Annotated in this window: 12 protein-coding genes; 7 read left to right on the top strand and 5 right to left on the bottom strand. The window is 73.6% G+C overall.

What is annotated here, in order from left to right:
• Positions 1-198: 198 nt before the first annotated feature.
• Positions 199-1,734: a glycosyltransferase family 39 protein gene (locus IF30_RS0110820; RefSeq protein WP_158834926.1), complete on the top strand. Its 1,536-nt coding sequence runs from the start codon at positions 199-201 to the stop codon at positions 1,732-1,734.
• A 155-nt stretch (positions 1,735-1,889) separates the two neighbouring features.
• On the opposite strand, the gene IF30_RS43410 is transcribed toward IF30_RS0110820, so the two are convergent.
• Positions 1,890-4,307: a D-alanyl-D-alanine carboxypeptidase gene (locus IF30_RS43410; RefSeq protein ID WP_051709780.1), complete on the bottom strand. Its 2,418-nt coding sequence runs from the start codon at positions 4,305-4,307 to the stop codon at positions 1,890-1,892.
• Between the two features lie 298 nt (positions 4,308-4,605).
• Here IF30_RS43410 and IF30_RS0110810 point away from each other — a divergent pair, with 298 nt between their 5' ends.
• The 3 genes from IF30_RS0110810 (at position 4,606) to IF30_RS0110800 (ending at position 6,946) form a co-directional block, all read left to right on the top strand.
• A complete protein-coding gene (locus IF30_RS0110810) occupies positions 4,606-5,346 on the top strand; it encodes a GOLPH3/VPS74 family protein (protein WP_030235462.1) in 741 nt (246 codons plus the stop codon).
• Positions 5,347-5,876: 530 nt separating this feature from the next.
• Positions 5,877-6,740 (top strand): helix-turn-helix domain-containing protein, encoded by an 864-nt coding sequence (locus tag IF30_RS0110805; RefSeq protein WP_030235460.1) that lies wholly within the window; start codon positions 5,877-5,879, stop codon positions 6,738-6,740.
• Entirely contained in the window at positions 6,737-6,946 is a 210-nt protein-coding gene (locus IF30_RS0110800) for a DUF397 domain-containing protein (protein WP_030235458.1), read from the top strand. Before IF30_RS0110805 ends, IF30_RS0110800 begins: the two co-directional genes overlap by 4 nt.
• A gap of 196 nt (positions 6,947-7,142) precedes the next feature.
• Here the strand turns inward: IF30_RS0110800 and IF30_RS0110795 are convergent, their stop codons facing one another.
• A complete protein-coding gene (locus IF30_RS0110795; protein WP_030235456.1) occupies positions 7,143-8,258 on the bottom strand; it encodes an ADP-ribosylglycohydrolase family protein in 1,116 nt (371 codons plus the stop codon).
• Between the two features lie 175 nt (positions 8,259-8,433).
• Entirely contained in the window at positions 8,434-11,022 is a 2,589-nt protein-coding gene (locus tag IF30_RS0110790) for a bifunctional FO biosynthesis protein CofGH (protein WP_030235454.1), read from the bottom strand.
• A 180-nt stretch (positions 11,023-11,202) separates the two neighbouring features.
• On the opposite strand from IF30_RS0110790, the gene IF30_RS0110785 reads away from it, so the two are divergent.
• The 3 genes from IF30_RS0110785 to IF30_RS0110775 are packed head-to-tail and all read left to right on the top strand — an operon-like array spanning position 11,203 to position 14,449.
• Positions 11,203-12,447 carry a LolA family protein gene (locus IF30_RS0110785; RefSeq protein ID WP_051709777.1) on the top strand — a complete coding sequence of 415 codons (1,245 nt, stop codon included), beginning with the start codon at positions 11,203-11,205 and terminating at the stop codon, positions 12,445-12,447.
• Between the two features lie 3 nt (positions 12,448-12,450).
• A complete protein-coding gene (locus IF30_RS0110780) occupies positions 12,451-13,593 on the top strand; it encodes an ABC transporter ATP-binding protein (RefSeq protein WP_078891295.1) in 1,143 nt (380 codons plus the stop codon).
• The gene (locus IF30_RS0110775; RefSeq protein ID WP_030235448.1) at positions 13,580-14,449 is read left to right on the top strand and encodes an ABC transporter permease; all 870 of its coding nucleotides are present in this window, start codon (positions 13,580-13,582) and stop codon (positions 14,447-14,449) included. Before IF30_RS0110780 ends, IF30_RS0110775 begins: the two co-directional genes overlap by 14 nt.
• Here the strand turns inward: IF30_RS0110775 and rarD are convergent.
• Both rarD and IF30_RS0110765 read right to left on the bottom strand, forming a co-directional pair.
• On the bottom strand, positions 14,439-15,416 hold the full coding sequence (rarD, locus tag IF30_RS0110770; protein ID WP_037899582.1) for an EamA family transporter RarD: 978 nt from the start codon (positions 15,414-15,416) through the stop codon (positions 14,439-14,441). The two genes, IF30_RS0110775 and rarD, sit on opposite strands and share 11 nt — an antisense overlap.
• Before the next feature lie 133 nt (positions 15,417-15,549).
• Complete coding sequence (locus tag IF30_RS0110765) at positions 15,550-16,434, bottom strand: SDR family oxidoreductase (RefSeq protein WP_030235444.1); 885 nt, start codon at positions 16,432-16,434, stop codon at positions 15,550-15,552.
• Positions 16,435-16,481 lie beyond the last annotated feature (47 nt).

Genomic DNA, 16,481 nt, shown 5'->3' with positions numbered 1-16,481 from the left:
GGGATGGTGGGCGGGTTGGGGAGTGGTGGGGGCGGGGAGCGGTGGGGCTGGGCCGCGGCGGGGAGCGGGCTGCGTGCGGGGGTCGGGCGCCGACGGGGTGTCAGGACGGGTCAAGTAGCCTGCCCGCAAGCGTTCGACCTGCGCCCCGCGCCCCGCACGCCGCGCCCCGCACGCTGCGAGAAGGAGACGAAGGACCCGATGAGACCTGCTATACGCCCGGTCGTCCGACTGTCGGGGCAGGTGTGGTGGTGGCCCGCGGTGGTGATGCTGGCGGTCGGCGGGTACCGGCTGGGCACGCCGGACCTGTGGCGGGACGAGATCGCGACCGCGACGGTGGCCACCCGCTCGCTGGGCGATCTGCTGCGGCTGCTCCAGCACGTGGACGCCAGCAACGGCGCGTACTACCTGCTGATGCACGTCTGGACCTCGGTGTTCGGCGACTCGGCGGTGTCCCTGCGAATACCGTCCGTGCTGGCCATGGCGGGGGCGGCCGCGTTCGTGGCGCTGACCGCCCGGCGGCTGTTCGGCAACCGGGTGGCGGCGATCGGCGCGGGCCTGCTGTTCGCGGTGCCGCCGGAGGTCTCCCGGTACGCCCAGGAGGCGCGCTCGTACGCGCTGGTGACCTGTGCGATCGCGGCCGCCACGCTCTTCCTGCTGCGGGCGCTGGAGAAGCCGACCTGGCGCCGCTGGGCGCCGTACTGCGTGGCCATGACGCTGGCCGGCGCCGGGCACCTGGTGTCGTTCAGTACGGTGGCCGGGCAGGCCGCCCTGGTGGCGCTGCACCTGTGGCGCACCAGGCCTGCGGCGGACCGCCGGCTGCTGTGGCAGTACCCGCTCGCGGTCGCGGTGGCGGCGGTGCCGGTGCTGCCGGTGGTGCTGATGGGCAGCAGGCAGTCGGACCGGCAGCTGGGCTGGATCCCCGCCCCGTCCCTTCGCGGCCTGCTCCGCTTCGGCGAGCACCTGGTCGGCTCGGACCAGGTGTTCTACGCCCTCGCCCTGCTGGCGCTCCCGGCGCTGGCGCTGCCCGGCCGACGGCTGCAGGCCTGGCAGGTGCTGCTGCTCGCAGAGCTGCCGGTGGTCGGCGTCTGGCTGGTGTCCCGTCTGGGCGGCACCTCGTACTTCCTCGCCCGGTACCTGCTGTTCACGGTGCCGGCCTGGGCGGTGCTGGCCGGAGGTGGCGTCGGGGCGGTGTACGGCGCGGTCACGGCCCTGGCACGCCGCGGCCGGGCGCCGCGCAGGGCCCTCGCGGCGACCGGCCTGCTGGCGGTGGCGCTGCTCGCCGTCCCGGCCGTGGCGGCGCTGCCCGAGCAGCCTGCGGTGCGGTACGTGGGCGCGCACAACGGCTCCGAGGAGCCGTTCAAGGCCGCCGCCCGGGCGATCGCCTCCGGCTACCGCTCCGGGGACGGGATGGCGGCCCCGCTGGGCGACGAGTCCTGGGCGATGGTCTGGCCGGGCGTCAGCTACTACCTGCCGTCCGACGTCCGCCCGTACCCGGTGTTCGTCGCGCAGAGCGCCGATGACGCGGAGGACCTGTCACCGGCTCCCTGCCCGCAGCCGCAGGCCTGCGTGGGCGCGGGGTCACGGGTCTGGCTGCTGGTCCTCGGTGACACCGCGGACCCGCTGGCCGCCATGCCCACGGGCCAGGCGCAGGTGCTCCGGGCCCAGTACGGCGACCCGGACCGGGTGACCCCCCTCGGCGGCTTCACGCTCGCGCTGCTCGACCGCGACACGTAGGCACCTGGGCGCGTCGGCACGGGCGTGCGCGAATGCCGAAGGGGAGCCGGTTGGTACCGGCTCCCCTTCGGCATTCAGCGGTTCCGCATTTCCGCAGTCCCGCAGTTCCTCAAGTTCCTCAGTTCAGAGGCTCAGGCGTTCAGGCGTTCACCGGTTCACAGCGTGCGCAGCAGCCGGGACTGGATGGACGGCGGCTTGAGGTCGGACTGGAGGGCCACCGGGACCTCCACCTTGTTCTCCCCCGCGCCCACCCGCAGCACGCCGACCTCCTTGCCGGCCTGCTCGTTGTGGCGGATCTTCGCCGCGTCCAGGCTGACCGTGCCGGAGATGCCGGGGAACCCGGCCACCACCAGGTCCTGGGTCGCGACGACCCGGACCTTGCCGCCGAGCCCGTCGTCCACCGAGCCGACGACATCGCCCTTCTTCACCACGGTCTGGCCGGTCACGCCGTTCTGTGCGGCCTGGATCTGCTTGCCGCTGACCTTCAGCACGGTGTCCAGGATGCCGTCACCCTCCCGGGGCGAGGTGGCCGGCTGGCCCAGGGTGACGCCGAGGATCAGCCGCTTCACACCGCCGATCTCCTTGTACGCGGCCCACATCAGGCACCCGCCGGCCGGGGTGCTGGAGCCGGTCTTGACGCCGATGACGCCGGTCTTCGGGTTGATCAGGGTGTTGGTGTTGCGGATCTTCGCATTGTTGAAGTTGGTCTCCGGGGTGGAGACGATCTGCCGGAAGATCTCGTCCTGCATGACCTGCTCGCCCAGCTTCAGCTGGTCCTTGGCGGTGGACTTGGTGTCCGGGCTGTAGCCCGCCGGGTCCGCGTAGATGGTGTTGGTCATGCCGAACTTGGCCGCGGTGTCGTTCATCAGCTTGACGAACGCCTCCTCGGAGCCGGAGTGGTACCGGGCGAGCAGCCGGGCCACGTTGTTGGCCGAGGGCAGCATCAGCAGTTCCAGGGCCTGGTACTCGGTGAGGACCTGACCCGCGGTGAGCGCGACCCGGGACTCGTCGCCGTTGCCGGACTCCTGCGCGGCCTGCGGGTCGACGGTGATCTTGGGGCCGCTCTCCCCCTTCTTCAGCGGGAACTTCTGCAGGATCAGGTAGGCGTTCATCACCTTGGTGACGCTGGCGATCGGCGCCGGCGCCTCCTGGCCCGAGCTGCCGAGACTGCCGACGCCCACCACCTCGGCCACGGACTGGCCCTTGGCCGGCCAGGCGAGGTCGAGCTGGTCACCGCTGAAGGTGTAGCTGCCCGTGGCGGTCATCTTCACGGTGGCGTCCGGCAGCGGGCGCAGCAGTTGGGCCACCACGACCGCGCCGAGCACGACGGCGAGGAAGACCGTCCAGATGGTCACCCGCTTGAGGGCGCGGCGCAGCGGCGACACCGGACGGGCGTTGAGGGAGGCCAGGACCTCCATCGCCTCGGCCGTGTTCTCGGGCGAGGGCGGCGACTCCGGCTCCGGCTCCGGCATCGGCATCGGCTCGGGCCGGGGCAGCGGCGGGACCGGCGGCACCGGCCGCGGGTCGGGCTCGGGCAGCGGCTCGGGGGCCGGCGCCGGGCCCGGTTCGGGCTTGGGGGCCGGCTTCGGCAGCGGCTCGGGCCCGGGGGCCGGCTCGGGCTCGGGGAGGGGCCGGGGCGCCGGGGGCTCGGGCACGGTGCCGGCCGTGGGGGCGGCGGCCGGGCGCGGCGGCTCGGGCTTCTCCAACTTCCCGGTCGGGCCCGGCTTCTGACCAGGCTGCCCGGTCGTGGTCAGCGTGGCGGGCTCGGAGTCGGCGGGAGCAGCCTCGGCGGAGGCCGCCTCGGTGTCTTCGGTGTCCTTGCTGTCCCCGGTTTCCTTGCTGTCCTTGCTGTCCCCGGGGCCCTTGCTGTCCCCGGCCTTCTCGACCTTCCGCGCCGGGTCGGTCTTCGCGGCCGCTGCGCCCGTCTTCCGGGCGGCTTCGGCGGCTTGGGCGGCTTCGGCGTCGACGTCTTCGGTCGTCCGGATGGCGAGACGAGGGTCGGCGCCGGAGGGGCGCTCGGCGGACGTCTTCACCCCGCCGGACGCCGACGAGGACTTCCGCTCGTCCCCCTGATCAGCCGAACTGCCGGAGTCAGCACCCTTCACGAGCCCTTCGGGCAGCCGAAGCGCGGTGGTCTTGTTGTCCACCGGCAGCCGCAGCATCGTCGTCTTGCTGTCCACATCCCGGACGCGCAGTTGGACCGTGGAGCCGCCCTTGGCCCCCGCCGCCGGAGCGTCGGCGGATGCCTTCGCGGGCGTTCCGCCGGAGGTCTTGCCCCCGGCCCTGCCCGCGGTCTTGCTCGCGGTCTCCGCGGAGCTCTCCGCAGAGCCCTCCGCGGAGCCGTCCGGGGAGGGCCCCGCAGCGGTGTCCGAGGAGTCCTCGTCGGCGGCGGTCGCCTCGGCGTCGGCCGCGGCTGACGCCCCGGCAGCAGCCGCACCGGAGCCGCGCTCCGGGGATTCGGCGGTACCGGCTGCCGGGTCGGCCGCCGCGCTCGCCGTCGAGCCGGTCCGTTCGCGTTCCTGGTCGCGCTCCCGTCCGCCGTCCCTCAGCACCCTGTCGGGGGACTCGCCCACGTATCCCAGCCTCCTCAACGCCCGGCGGGGCACCGGCGAACCCGATTTCGGGAAGCCGACGCCCCGCCCCGTGTACCTGTACAGTCTCCGGCACCGATGGCCGATCCCACCGCGCACACCCCGCCCGACCGGCGCTTATTGCGATCGCACGGACGCACCACGGCCTGTTCACCGGTCAGACGCCGGGCCCGCGGCCGCCGGTTCCGCGCCTTCACCGCAAGGTCACGATTCGGAGGCGTACTCGACAAGCCCGTGTGAGAGGCGTCACCCTGTCTCTCATCCACGCGGGGAGGCTTGGATGGGCAAGAGCCGCAGAACTGTTCCCGAGGAACTCTTGCTGCTCGCTTTGGACCCGACCACGGGTACCACGGCGCAGCCGCAGACCCTCGACCTCGGACTCGCCGGGGCGCAGCTCGTCGAGCTGTCCCTGGCCGGACGGATCGTACCGGAGGGAGACCGGATCGCTGTCGTACTGGCACGGCCGACCGGTGACCCGACCCTTGACCACGCACTGGAACTGCTGCGCCGACGCGGCAGTCCGGTCCGCGCGGCGCACTGGATCGGCGGGCCCCGGCTGGGGCTGCGGCAGACCTACCTGGCGCACCTGGAACGCTGCGGCATGGTCACGGCCGTGCCGGGCCAGGTGTGCGGGGTGCTGCCGACGATCCGGTACCAGGCGTCCGACGACTGCACCAACGCCGCGATCAAGCAGCGGCTGGACACCGCGATCCGCACCGGTGTGCCGCCGGATCCGCGGACGGCCGCGCTCGCCGCGCTCGCCCACTCGGTCGGGCTGGGCAAGCACCTGTACCCGGGCAACGAGGGCCGGTCCTCGCGGTCGCGGCTGCGCGACCTGATCCGGTACGACCCGCTCGGTGGGATGGTCGCGCACGCCGTGATGGACGTGCAGAACGGCCTGCCGACGCAGCAGAACCGTTCTTCCCAGAGTCCTGGGCCCGCCACCGGCCGCTCCGGCACCCGTACGGCGGGCCGGGGTTCGGGCGGACGGGTTCCCGACTCCCGGGTCGGCGTCCGGTGACCGGAGCCGGACCGCGCACCGAAGAACCCTGAAGCCCACCAAGGCTCGCCGGGGAAGCACCGCCAGCACCAGCACCAGCAGGACCCGCACCCGCAGTACCCGCAACACCAGCAGTACCAGCTCCACCGGCACCGCCAGCAGCACCCAGGGGCGGTCGCCCCGCGACGCAAGTCGCCCGGCGACCGCCCCTCTGCCGTCCCCGGACGCCGCAGCGGCCCGCCCCCGAACGTGCCCGGGGCACATGCGCGGCAGCCCGGGGGCGCCCGCAGCACCACTTGTCAGAGTCGTCAGAGTTGTCATGAGTCGCCTGTAGTCGTCCGAGTCACCGAGCCGCATTACCACCTGGGGGCTTTCGCTGTCTCACGGAAGCGCTTTTCCGATGATCTGTGCTACCGCGCTGCAGGGATTCCCCGGCGCCGACCTGCGCCGAGGTGTCATGCTGCTCCGAGTCAGGGGGGTTGGTCCCAATGTCCGAAGTGTTCCGAGGACTGCCGCTCCAACGATCACCAGAGGTCCGGCCGGAGGTCGAAGTGTCCGCCAACGTCAATCCCACCGTGCGTCGCCGACGCCTGGGTTCGGAGCTGCGCAAGCTCCGCGAGGGCCTCGGCATGACCGCGGAAGAGGTCGCCGGCCGCCTGATGGTCTCCCAGTCGAAGATCAGCCGACTGGAGAACGGCCGCCGCAGCATCAGCCAGCGGGACGTGCGCGACCTCTGCGACGTGTACGGCGTGCCCGACGACCAGATGCGCGCCAGCCTCATGGAGATGGCCAAGGAGTCGCGTCAGCGCGGCTGGTGGCACGACTTCAACGACATGCCGACCCCATACAGCGTCTACATCGGACTGGAGGCCGAGGCCTCCTCGATCCGCGCGTACGAGTCCTCCTTCGTGCCGGGCCTGCTGCAGACCGAGCGGTACGCCCAGGCCGTGGTGGAGGGCACCCAGCCGGACACCGACGCCGTGGCCGTGCAGCGCCGGGTGCAGGTCCGGATGAAGCGTCAGGAGCGCGTCCACGGCGAGAACCAGCTGGGCAGCCTGTGGACCGTGATAGACGAGGCGGTGCTGCGCCGCGAGGTCGGCAGCAAGGAGGTGATGGCCGCCCAGCTGCGGCAGATGCTGGAGTTGAGCCATCGCCCGAACATCACCATCCAGGTGATCCCGTTCTCGCACGGCGCCCACCCCGGCATGACCGGGACATTCTCCCTGCTGGAGTTCCCCGAGTCAGCCGATTCCACGGTTGTCTACTTCGAAGGTGTGACGAGTGATCTCTACCTGGAGAAGGAGGCTGATGTGCGCCGCTATACCGGTCTCTACGACTACCTGAGGGCGGCCGCACTCGGTGTCGCGGAGAGCCGGTCGCTGATAGCCGACATCGAAAAGGGATTCAACGAATGATCACCCCGTCCGAGCACGGAACCCGATGGCGCAAGAGCAGTCACAGCGGGGGGCAGGGCGCCTGCGTGGAGATCGCCCGGCCAGTCGGCGGAGCGGTCGCGGTCCGGGACTCCAAGGACCCCCTCGGCCCGCAGCTGCGCTTCTCGACCGAGGCCTGGAACGCCTTCGCCTCGGCGGCGGCCGCGGGCGACTTCGGCAGACCCTGACGCCGGCGCGGGAGCCGTCCTCGGACCGGTTGCCCGTAGCGGTGTCCGCCGCCCCTGTCGGGGGCGGTCGGCGCTACGGGCGACCGCGCCGTGCCCAGTGCCCGCCCACCCCTGGTCCGGCCCTTCCCAGCCCCTTCCCCCGGCTCGTCCCCGGCTCGTCCCCGTGCCCGTTCCCGCGCCCGTTCCCGGCCCGTTCTCAGCCCACCACCGGGTACCGGGCGGACCAGTTGGCGCCCTCCGGGGTCCGCCGGTCGTGCAGTTCGCTGCCGTGCATCAGCTCCAGCACGAAGTCGTCGGCGAGTTCGAGGATCGCGGCGCGCCCCTCGACCCCGGCCACCAGGCCGGGCGGCAGCGCGGTGTCCCCGTGCAGCGCACCGAGCAGGTTGCCGCAGATCGACCCGGTGGAGTCGCTGTCCCCGGAGTGGTTGACGGCGAGCAGCAGGCCCGACCGGACGTCGTGGGCGACCAGCGCGCAGTAGACCCCGATCGCCAGTGCCTCCTCGGCGACCCAGCCCTCCCCCAGCGCCTCGACCCGGTCCGCGGAGGGCTCGCCGGCCCGGACGGCGTCCAGCGCGGCCCGCAGCGCGGCGGTCGTCTCCTCGTGCGCGTGCCGTTCGGAGAGCAGGGCGAGCGCGAGGTGGACGCCCTCCTCCAGGGTGCCGCCGCGGGCGACGGACTGGACGATCACCGCGAAGGCTGCCGCCGCGAGGTAGCCGGTCGGGTGGCCGTGGGTGAGCACCGAGCACTCCACCGCGAGTTGGAACACCAGGGCCGGCTCCCAGGTGGTGAGCAACCCGAACGGTGCCGCCCGCACGACGGTGCCGCAGGCCTTGGAGTGCGGGTTCTTGGGCAGTTCCAGGGTGCCGAGGCGGTCGGCGTTCGGCCCGGTGAGACCGGACAGGCAGCCCTGGCCGGGGGCACGCTCGGCGTACAGCCACTCCTCGCGGCCGAGCCAGCCGAGGTCGGGGCGGCGTTCGTCCGGGCCCCAGTCGCGCTGGGTGGCGGCCCAGCGCAGGTAGGACAGGTGCAGGTCGGTGGGCGGGTGCCAGCTTCCGGTGTCGCGCCGGATGTGGGCGCGGATCAGTCCGTCGACGGTGAACAGGCTGAGCTGGGTGTCGTCGGTGACGGCGCCGGTGCGTCCGTACGCGGGGACGTAGCCGGTGACGCCCTGCGGGCCGTGCTGGGCCCGGATCTTCTCCAGCGCCTCGAACTCGACGCCGGCGCCGAGCGCGTCGCCGATGGCCCCGCCGAGCAGGCAGCCCCGCACCCGGCTGCGGTAGTCCTGCTGCTGGGCGCGTGACCACAGTGGCATCACGACGGGGCGCCTTTCGTCGGGGTGGGGGACCGCACGACGATCGGCCGGTCGCGCGCCCTCGCACTGTACTTCGGCCACCCGTGCGGATCGACGGCATCCCTCGAACTGCGGTGCCCACGCCCCGGCCGCCGCCCGCACGGCGGCGGCCGGGCCCCCCGCGGTCACCGCGTGGTCACTCCAGGACGGGCAGCAGCTCCGGCAGGTGCCCGTCCGAGGCCTTGGCCGCGGCCTGGCGCTCGGCCGGCACCTCGCCGTAGGTGGTGGTGCGCTGGCGGTGCGGGCGGCCCGCCCGGTCGGCGATCGCCTGCAGGTCGCGCACGGACTTGTAGCTCCCGTACGCCGAGCCGGCCATCCGGGAGATGGTCTCCTCCATCAGGGTGCCGCCCAGGTCGTTGGCGCCGGAACGGAGCATCTCGGCCGCGCCCTCGGCGCCCAGCTTGACCCAGCTGGTCTGGATGTTGGGGATGTGCGGGTGCAGCAGCAGCCGGGCCATGGCGACCACCGCGCGGTTGTCCCGGGCGGTGGGGCCCGGCCGGGAGATGCCGGCCAGGTAGACCGGGGCGTTGGTGTGGATGAACGGCAGGGTGACGAACTCGGTGAAGCCGCCCGTCCGTTGCTGGATCTCCGCGAGCAGCCGCAGGTGGCCGAGCCAGTGCCGCGGGGTGTCCACGTGCCCGTACATCATCGTGGACGAGGAGCGGATGCCCAGTTCGTGCGCGGTGGTGACCACCTCGACCCAGGTCGCGGCCGGCAGCTTGCCCTTGGTGAGCACCCAGCGGACCTCGTCGTCCAGGATCTCGGCGGCCGTGCCGGGGATGGTGTCCAGGCCCGACTCCTTGGCCCGCTGCAGCCAGTCGCCGATCGACAAGCCGGTGCGGGACGCGCCGTTGACCACCTCCATCGGCGAGAAGGCGTGCACGTGGATGCCGGGCACCCGCTCCTTCACCGCGCGGGCGATGTCGAAGTAGGCGGTGCCGGGCAGGTCCGGGTGGATGCCGCCCTGCATGCAGACCTCGGTGGCGCCGACGTCCCAGGCCTGCGCGGCCCGGTCGGCCACCTGCTCCAGCGACAGGGTGTAGGCGTCCGCGTCGGTGCGCCGCTGGGCGAAGGCGCAGAAGCGGCAGCCGGTGTAGCAGACGTTGGTGAAGTTGATGTTCCGGGTGACGCAGTAGGTGACCTCGTCCCCGACGGCGGAGCGGCGCACGTCGTCGGCGATCCGGCAGAGCGCGTCCAGGGCCGGGCCGTCCGCGTGGAAGAGGGCGAGCGCCTGGTCGTCGGTCAGCCGGGTCGGGTCGTCGGCGGCCACCGCCAGGGCCTCGCGGAGGTCGCCGGCGAGGCGCTCGGGCGCGCCGGCGGCGAGCACCTGCTCGCGCAGCACCTCCCAGTCGCCGTAGACGTCCTCGAAGTCGGCCCGGCGGTCGCCGGTGCGCCCCTCGGTGTCGATGGCGGTGTGCAGGTCGGTCCGCCCGTACGCCTCGGGCAGGTCCTCGGGCTCCTGCCAGGGCAGGCCGCGGACCACGGCGTCCGGGTCGGCCAGCCCCGTCCGCGGGTCGGCCAGGGCGCGGACGTGCGGCAGCACCCGCGGGTCCAGCCAGGGCTCGCCGTGGCGCACGTACTCGGGGTAGACGGCGAGGCGCTCGCGCAGTTCGAAGCCGGCCGCCGCCGAGCGCTCGGCCAGTCGCTCGATCTGCGGCCAGGGGCGCTCGGGGTTGACGTGGTCCGGGGTGAGCGGGGAGACCCCGCCCCAGTCGTCGATGCCGGCGGCGATCAGCCGCTCGTACTCGCCGTCCACCAGGTTCGGCGGCGCCTGCAGGCAGGCGGTCGGGCCCAGCAGGTGCCGGGCCACCGCCACGGTCGCCACCAGTTCGTCCAGTTCGGCGTCCGGCATGCCGCGCATCGCCGTGTCCGGCTTGGCACGGAAGTTCTGCAGGATCAGCTCCTGGATGCCGTGGTAGGCGCGGGAGACCTTGCGCAGCGCGAACAGGGACTCGGCGCGCTCCTCGTATGTCTCGCCGATGCCGATCAGCAGGCCGCTGGTGAACGGGACGGAGCTGCGCCCGGCGTCCTCCAGCACCCGCAGGCGCACGGCCGGCTCCTTGTCGGGGGAGCCGAAGTGCGGGCCGCCGGGCTCGCTCCACAGCCGGGTGGCGGTGGTCTCCAGCATCATGCCCATCGAGGCGGAGACCGGCTTGAGCCGCTGGAAGTCCGTCCAGCCCAGCACCCCGGGGTTGAGGTGCGGCAGGAGGCCGGTCTCCTCCAGGATGCGGATCGACATCGCCCGCACGTAGGCGATGGTGTCGTCGTAGCCGTGCGCGTCCAGCCACTCGCGGGCCTCGGGCCAGCGGTCCTCGGGCTTGTCCCCGAGCGTGATCAGGGCCTCCTTGCAGCCGAGTTCGGCCCCGCGGCGGGCCACCTCCAGCACTTCGTCCGGGGACATGAACGCCCCGTGGCCGGCGCGGCGCAGCTTGCCGGGGACGGTCGCGAAGGTGCAGTAGTGGCACTTGTCGCGGCACAGCCGGGTGAGCGGGATGAAGACGCTCTTGGAGTAGGTGATGACGCCGGGCCGGCCGGCCGCTTCGAGGCCGGCGTCGCGCAGCCGGGCGGCACCGGAACAGAGGTCGCGCAGGTCCTCGCCTCTGGCTTGCAGCAGTACGGCGGCCTCGGTCACGTCGAGGGCGACGCCGTCCCGGGCGCGGCGCAGGGCGCGGCGCATCGCGTTCGCGGTCGGGGGGGTGCTCGCATCCATGGCGGTTCCGTCCATGGCGCGACCCTATGTCAGGGGGGTACTCCGGGAGGAGCAACCCTGAGGCCGTCTCAGGGTCGGCATACCCAAGAAGGCCAACCCGATCTGGCCCTGCAGGGCGATGACGGCGCGGGCCCGGCATCCTCTAATGGAGGGGCAGGAACAAGCGCACGTGTTCGCAGAGGAGTTGAGGACGCCATGACCAATGAGACGGCGACGGGGGACGACCTGGACGGCGGCGTGCCGTACCGCTCGCGACGGCGCGTCCTGGTGCGCGCCGGCGTGCCGGTGGCGGTGGCCGCGGTGATCGCCGCGGGGGTCGGGCTGGTGCCCGCGCTGGCCGCCGGTTCCCCGCCCGACCTGCCGTCGCTGACGGCGGAGCAGGTCGTCGCGAAGGTGCTCGGCTCCCGGACCCAGACCCTGTCGGGCACGGTGTCCGTCACCACCGACCTCGGCGTGCCCGGCCAACTGCTGGGTGCGGTCGGCGGGCTCGGCGCGGCGGCCGGGCACGGCGGGCAGGGCGCGGACTCCTCGGCGGACCCGCAGGCCAAGCTGCTCGGCCTGCTCGGCGGCGACCAGACGCTGCGGGTCGCGGTGGACGGCCCGGACCGCCAGCGGGTGGACGTGATGGAGAACATGGCCGGCTACACCGTGGTCCGCAACGGCGACCAGTCCTGGGCCTGGGACAGCTCGACCAACAGCGCCGTGCACCTGACCGGCCGGGCCGGCGACCGGCACCCGAAGGCGCCGCTGTCCGAGCTGCCGACCACCCCGCAGGACGCCGCCCGGCAGTTCCTGGCCGGGAGCGCCGGCACCACCTCGGTCACCGTCGCCGGGACGGCCGACGTGGCCGGGCAGAAGGCGTACCAGCTGAGCGTGAAGCCGACCCAGCAGGGCTCGACCGTCGCGGAGGTCCGGATCGCGGTGGCCGCCGAGAACGGCGTGCCGCTCGCGGTGGTGGCGAAGTCCACCGACGGCAGCACCGTGCTGGACGTCCACTTCACCGACGTCTCCTTCGCCGCACCGGCCGCCAAGACCTTCGACTTCACCGTGCCCAAGGGCGCCAAGGTGACGGAGAAGAAGGCGGACGACGCGGCCAAGGACGCCGGGGCCCGGGCGGGCGGCACCGGCCCTGCCACCGGGGCGCACGAGGGCGTGAACGTGATCGGCGAGGGCTGGACGGCCGTGCTCACCGCGAAGCTGCCCAGCGGGCCGGTCGAGGCGCCGAAGGGCGACGGCGGCGGTGCCGGCAAGAGCGGCGGCAAGCACGGCGGTCACGGGCCGGTGAACCCGCAGGGGCTGATCAAGTCGCTCGGCAAGCCGGTCGACGGCGGCACCCTGATCGGCACCAAGGTCGTCAACGTGCTGCTCACCGACGACGGCCGGGTCTTCGCCGGCGCGGTCACCCTGCCGGTCCTGCAGCACGCCGCCGGGGTGAACTGACGGATGCCCGAGACTCCCGTAACGGGGGACGTTACGGAGTCGGCCGGGGGTGCGGGCGCCGAGCGGCGCCCGGCCCCCGTGCCCGTTCCCGCTCCTTCCGCTTCCCCGGCTTCCGCTGCTCCCCCCTCCTCCGCCGCGGCCCCGTCCTCGGCCTCCGCGGTCTCCGGCTCGTCCGCGGCGTCCACGGCCTCCCGCGCGGCCCCGTCCGACGACGTGATCAGGACCCGCGGCCTGACCAAGCGCTTCCGGGGCGGCCAACTCGCCGTGGACGGCCTGGACCTCACCGTGCCGCGCGGCTCCGTCTTCGGCTTCCTCGGCCCCAACGGCTCCGGCAAGACCACCACCATCCGGATGCTGATGGGCCTGATCGCCCCCACCTCGGGCGCGGCCGCCGTCCTCGGCGAGCCCATGCCGCAGTCCGTCGCCACCGTGCTGCCCCGGGTGGGCGCGCTGATCGAGGGCCCGGCGCTGTACGGCTACCTCTCCGGGCGGGACAACCTGGTGCGCTTCGACTCCGCCGACCCGACCGCCGACCCGCGCACCCGCCGGCAGCGGGTCGACACGGCGCTGGAGCGGGTCGGCCTGAGCGCCGCGGCGGGCAAGAAGGCCCGCGCGTACTCCCTGGGCATGAAGCAGCGCCTGGGTCTGGCCTCCGCGCTGCTGCAGCCGCGCGAGCTGCTGGTGCTGGACGAACCGACCAACGGGCTGGACCCGCAGGGCATGCGGGAGATCCGGGCGCTGGTCAGGGAGGTCGCGGCGGAGGGCACCACGGTGTTCCTCTCGTCGCACCTGCTGGACGAGATCGAGCAGGTCTGCAGCCATGCGGCGGTGATGTCCCGGGGCCGGCTGGTCGTGCAGGGCACCGTCGCCGAACTGGCCGCCCGGGCCCAGGGCCGGCTGGTGGTCCGCACCCCGGACGCGGCGCGGGCCGCCGAGGTGCTGGCCGCCCACGGCGTCACCGGCCTGGTGCCCGGCGAGGGCCGGGTGGACGGCTCGCTGGGGGACCGGGACGACGAGGCGCTGCCCAAGCTGTGCGCGGCCCTGGTCGAGGCCGGGGTGCGGGTGCAGGGCTTCGGGCTCGAGCGGGGAACGTTGGAGGACGCCTTCGTGGCGCTGACCGGGGAGGGCTTCGATGTCGCAGGCTGAGACCGTCGACGTCGGCGGCCGACGGCCGCAGACGGCGGCCGGGTTCCTGGCGCTGTTCCGCAGCGAGCTGCACCTGACCTTCCGCCGGCTGCGCACCAAGGTGCTGCTGGGGATCCTGGCGGTGCTGCCGGTCCTGATCGGGGTGATCGTCAAGCTCAACACGGACGGCCCGCGCGAGGGCGGCGGCCCGAGCTTCATCGCGCAGACCACCCAGAACGGGCTGTTCCTGGTGTTCACGGCGCTGGCCGTCGCGCTGCCCGTCTTCCTGCCGATGACGGTCGGCGTGGTCGCCGGGGACGCGGTGGCGGGTGAGGCGGCCACCGGGACGCTGCGGTACCTGCTGGTCGCCCCGGCCGGGCGGACGAGGCTGCTGGCCGCCAAGTTCACCGCCGGGCTGATGTTCTGCCTGACCGCCACGGCGGCGGTCGCGGGGGCGGCGCTGGCCGCGGGCGCCGCGCTGTTCCCGCTCGGCGAGGTCACCCTGATCTCCGGGGACACCATCGGCTTCGCCGACGCGCTGCTGCGCGCGGTGCTGGTCGCCGGGGTGGTCGCGGCCTCGCTGGCCGGGCTGGTGGCGATCGGCCTGTTCGTCTCGACGCTCACCGGCAGCGGCATCGCGGCGATGGCCGCCACCGTCGGCCTGGTGATCACCGTCCAGATCCTGGACGCCTTCCCGCAGCTGGACGCGATCCGGCCGTTCCTGTTCACGCACTACTGGCTCAGCTTCTCGGACCTGCTGCGCGAGCCGATGTACTGGGACGGCGTGCTCAAGGACCTCGGGCTGCAGGCCGCCTACGTCGCCGTGTTCGGCTCGGCGGCCTGGGCGCGCTTCACCAGCCGGGACATCAGCGCGTGACGCCCGCTCCGGGCGCCTGCGCCGGTACGGGCCGCGGCACCGCCGCGGCCCGCGCCGCGCGGTCGGCCCGCACCTGGCGCAGCGCGTCCCAGGTGAGCACCGCGAGCGCGGCCCAGACCAGGCCGAAGCCGGCCCAGCGGGCGGGCGGCATCGACTCGTGGAAGACCGCGACGCCGATCAGGAACTGGAACACCGGCGCCAGGTACTGCAGCAGCCCGAGCACGGTGAGCGGCACGCGTACGGCCGCCGCGCCGAAGAACAGCAGCGGGATCGCGGTGATCACCCCGCTGAGCAGCAGCAGCGCGGAGTGCCCCCAGCCGTACGAGCCGGCCACCGTGTGCCCGAAGGTGCCGCGCCCGGTGACCTCCAGGTAGACCAGGTAGCCGAGGGCGAAGGGGAACATGAAGGCGCTCTCCGCCGCCAGGCTCTCCACACCGCTCAGCCCGACCTTCTTCTTCAGCAGGCCGTAGGTGGCGAAGGAGAGCGCCAGGGTCAGCGCGATCCACGGCAGCCGCCCGTAGGCGGCGGTGAGCACCGCGACGGCGAGGGCGCCGATGCCGACCGCCGTCCACTGCGCGGTCCGCAGCCGCTCCTTGAGCACCAGGACGCCGAAGCCGATGGTGACCAGGGGGTTGATGAAGTAGCCGAGGCTGGTCTCGACGACGTGCCCGGCGTTGACGCCCCAGATGTAGACGCCCCAGTTGACGGAGATGACGGCGGCGGCGCCGGCCAGCATGGCGAGCCGGCGGGGCTGGCGCAGCAGCGTGCGTATCCAGCTCCAGTGCCGCTGGGCGGTCAGCAGCAGCACCACGGCGACCAGGGACCAGACCATCCGGTTGGCCAGGATGTCGTCGGCGGCGCCGGGCTCCAGCAGGGGCCAGAACAGGGGGAAGAGCCCCCAGATGCCGTAGGCCGCGAAGCCGTACCAGAGCCCCCGGCCGTTGTCCTGCTGGTCTGTGTGTGGCATGGCCGAGTGCCCTCCCGCGCGCGTGTGGTCGAGGCGACCGTAGCGGGCGGGAGGGCAGACTGTCATCTCCGTTTCCGGATTTTGGTCATGACAGTGCTTGCATGCTGGACGTCCGGGCGTCCCACCTGGGCGTTCAGCCCTTCAGCGCCTCGCGGACCGACTCGGCCAGCGGGACGGTCGGGCGGCCGATCAGCCGGGCCAGGTCGCCCGGGGTGCCGGCCAGCTCGCCGCGGGCGATGCCGGCGTCCACGTCGACCAGGACCTCGGCGAAACCCTCCGGCAGGCCCGCGCCGACCAGGGCGGCCAGGTGCTCGGCCGGGGTGACGTCCCGGTGCTCGACCGGCGCGCCGGAGGCCGCCGCCAACTCGGCGGCCAGCTCCGGCAGGCTCCACGCGGCGTCGCCGCTCAGCTCGTACACCGCGTTCTCGCGGCTTCCGCCCGCACCCTTGCCCTCGCCCTTGCCCTCTCCCTTGCCCAGGAGCACCGCGACCGCCGCGTCGGCGTAGTCCCGGCGCGGAGCGGTGGCGATCCGGCCCTCCCCGGCACTGCCGAGCACCACGCCGCGGGCCACCGTGCCGGCCGCGTCGCCCAGGTAGTTCTCGGTGTACCAGCCGTTGCGCAGGAGCGCGTACGGCAGGCCGGAGGCCAGGATCAGCTCCTCGGTCGCCTTGTGCTCGTCGGCCAGCCGGAAGGTGGCCGCACCGGGCGCGCTGGTGTAGGCGAGCAGCGCGACCCCGGCGGCCTTGGCGGCCTCCACCACGGCCCGGTGCTGCGGGATCCGGCGGCCCACCTCACTGCCCGAGACCAGCAGCACCCGGTCGCCGGCGGCGAAGGCGCCCTCCAGGGTCTCCGGCCGGTCGTAGTCGACCACGCGGACGGCGACGCCGCGCGCGGCCAGGTCGGCGGCCTTCTCGGCGGAGCGGACGGCGACCGCCACCTCGCTCGCGGGGACCGCGGCCAGCAGGCCCTCGACGACGAGACGGCCGAGCTGGCCGGTGGCACCGGTGACGACGTACATGGCGATGGCTCCTTCGGTGGGGTTCTGACCTCGGAACTCACCCTAGG

The organism is Streptomyces sp. NRRL S-350 (assembly GCF_000719705.1).
Taxonomy (GTDB): domain Bacteria; phylum Actinomycetota; class Actinomycetes; order Streptomycetales; family Streptomycetaceae; genus Kitasatospora.
The sequence above is the reverse complement of the archived record's forward strand: the minus strand, read 5'-3'. Positions and strand labels throughout refer to the sequence as shown.

Coding starts and splice junctions, on each gene's coding strand:
- IF30_RS0110820 (WP_158834926.1), top strand. CDS start 199: ATGAGACCTGCTATACGCCCGGTCGTCCGACTGTCGGGGCAGGTGTGG.
- IF30_RS0110810 (WP_030235462.1), top strand. CDS start 4,606: ATGGGCAAGAGCCGCAGAACTGTTCCCGAGGAACTCTTGCTGCTCGCT.
- IF30_RS0110800 (WP_030235458.1), top strand. CDS start 6,737: ATGATCACCCCGTCCGAGCACGGAACCCGATGGCGCAAGAGCAGTCAC.
- IF30_RS0110795 (WP_030235456.1), bottom strand. CDS start 8,258: ATGCCACTGTGGTCACGCGCCCAGCAGCAGGACTACCGCAGCCGGGTG.
- IF30_RS0110790 (WP_030235454.1), bottom strand. CDS start 11,022: ATGGACGGAACCGCCATGGATGCGAGCACCCCCCCGACCGCGAACGCG.
- IF30_RS0110785 (WP_051709777.1), top strand. CDS start 11,203: ATGACCAATGAGACGGCGACGGGGGACGACCTGGACGGCGGCGTGCCG.
- IF30_RS0110780 (WP_078891295.1), top strand. CDS start 12,451: ATGCCCGAGACTCCCGTAACGGGGGACGTTACGGAGTCGGCCGGGGGT.
- IF30_RS0110775 (WP_030235448.1), top strand. CDS start 13,580: ATGTCGCAGGCTGAGACCGTCGACGTCGGCGGCCGACGGCCGCAGACG.
- rarD (WP_037899582.1), bottom strand. CDS start 15,416: ATGCCACACACAGACCAGCAGGACAACGGCCGGGGGCTCTGGTACGGC.
- IF30_RS0110765 (WP_030235444.1), bottom strand. CDS start 16,434: ATGTACGTCGTCACCGGTGCCACCGGCCAGCTCGGCCGTCTCGTCGTC.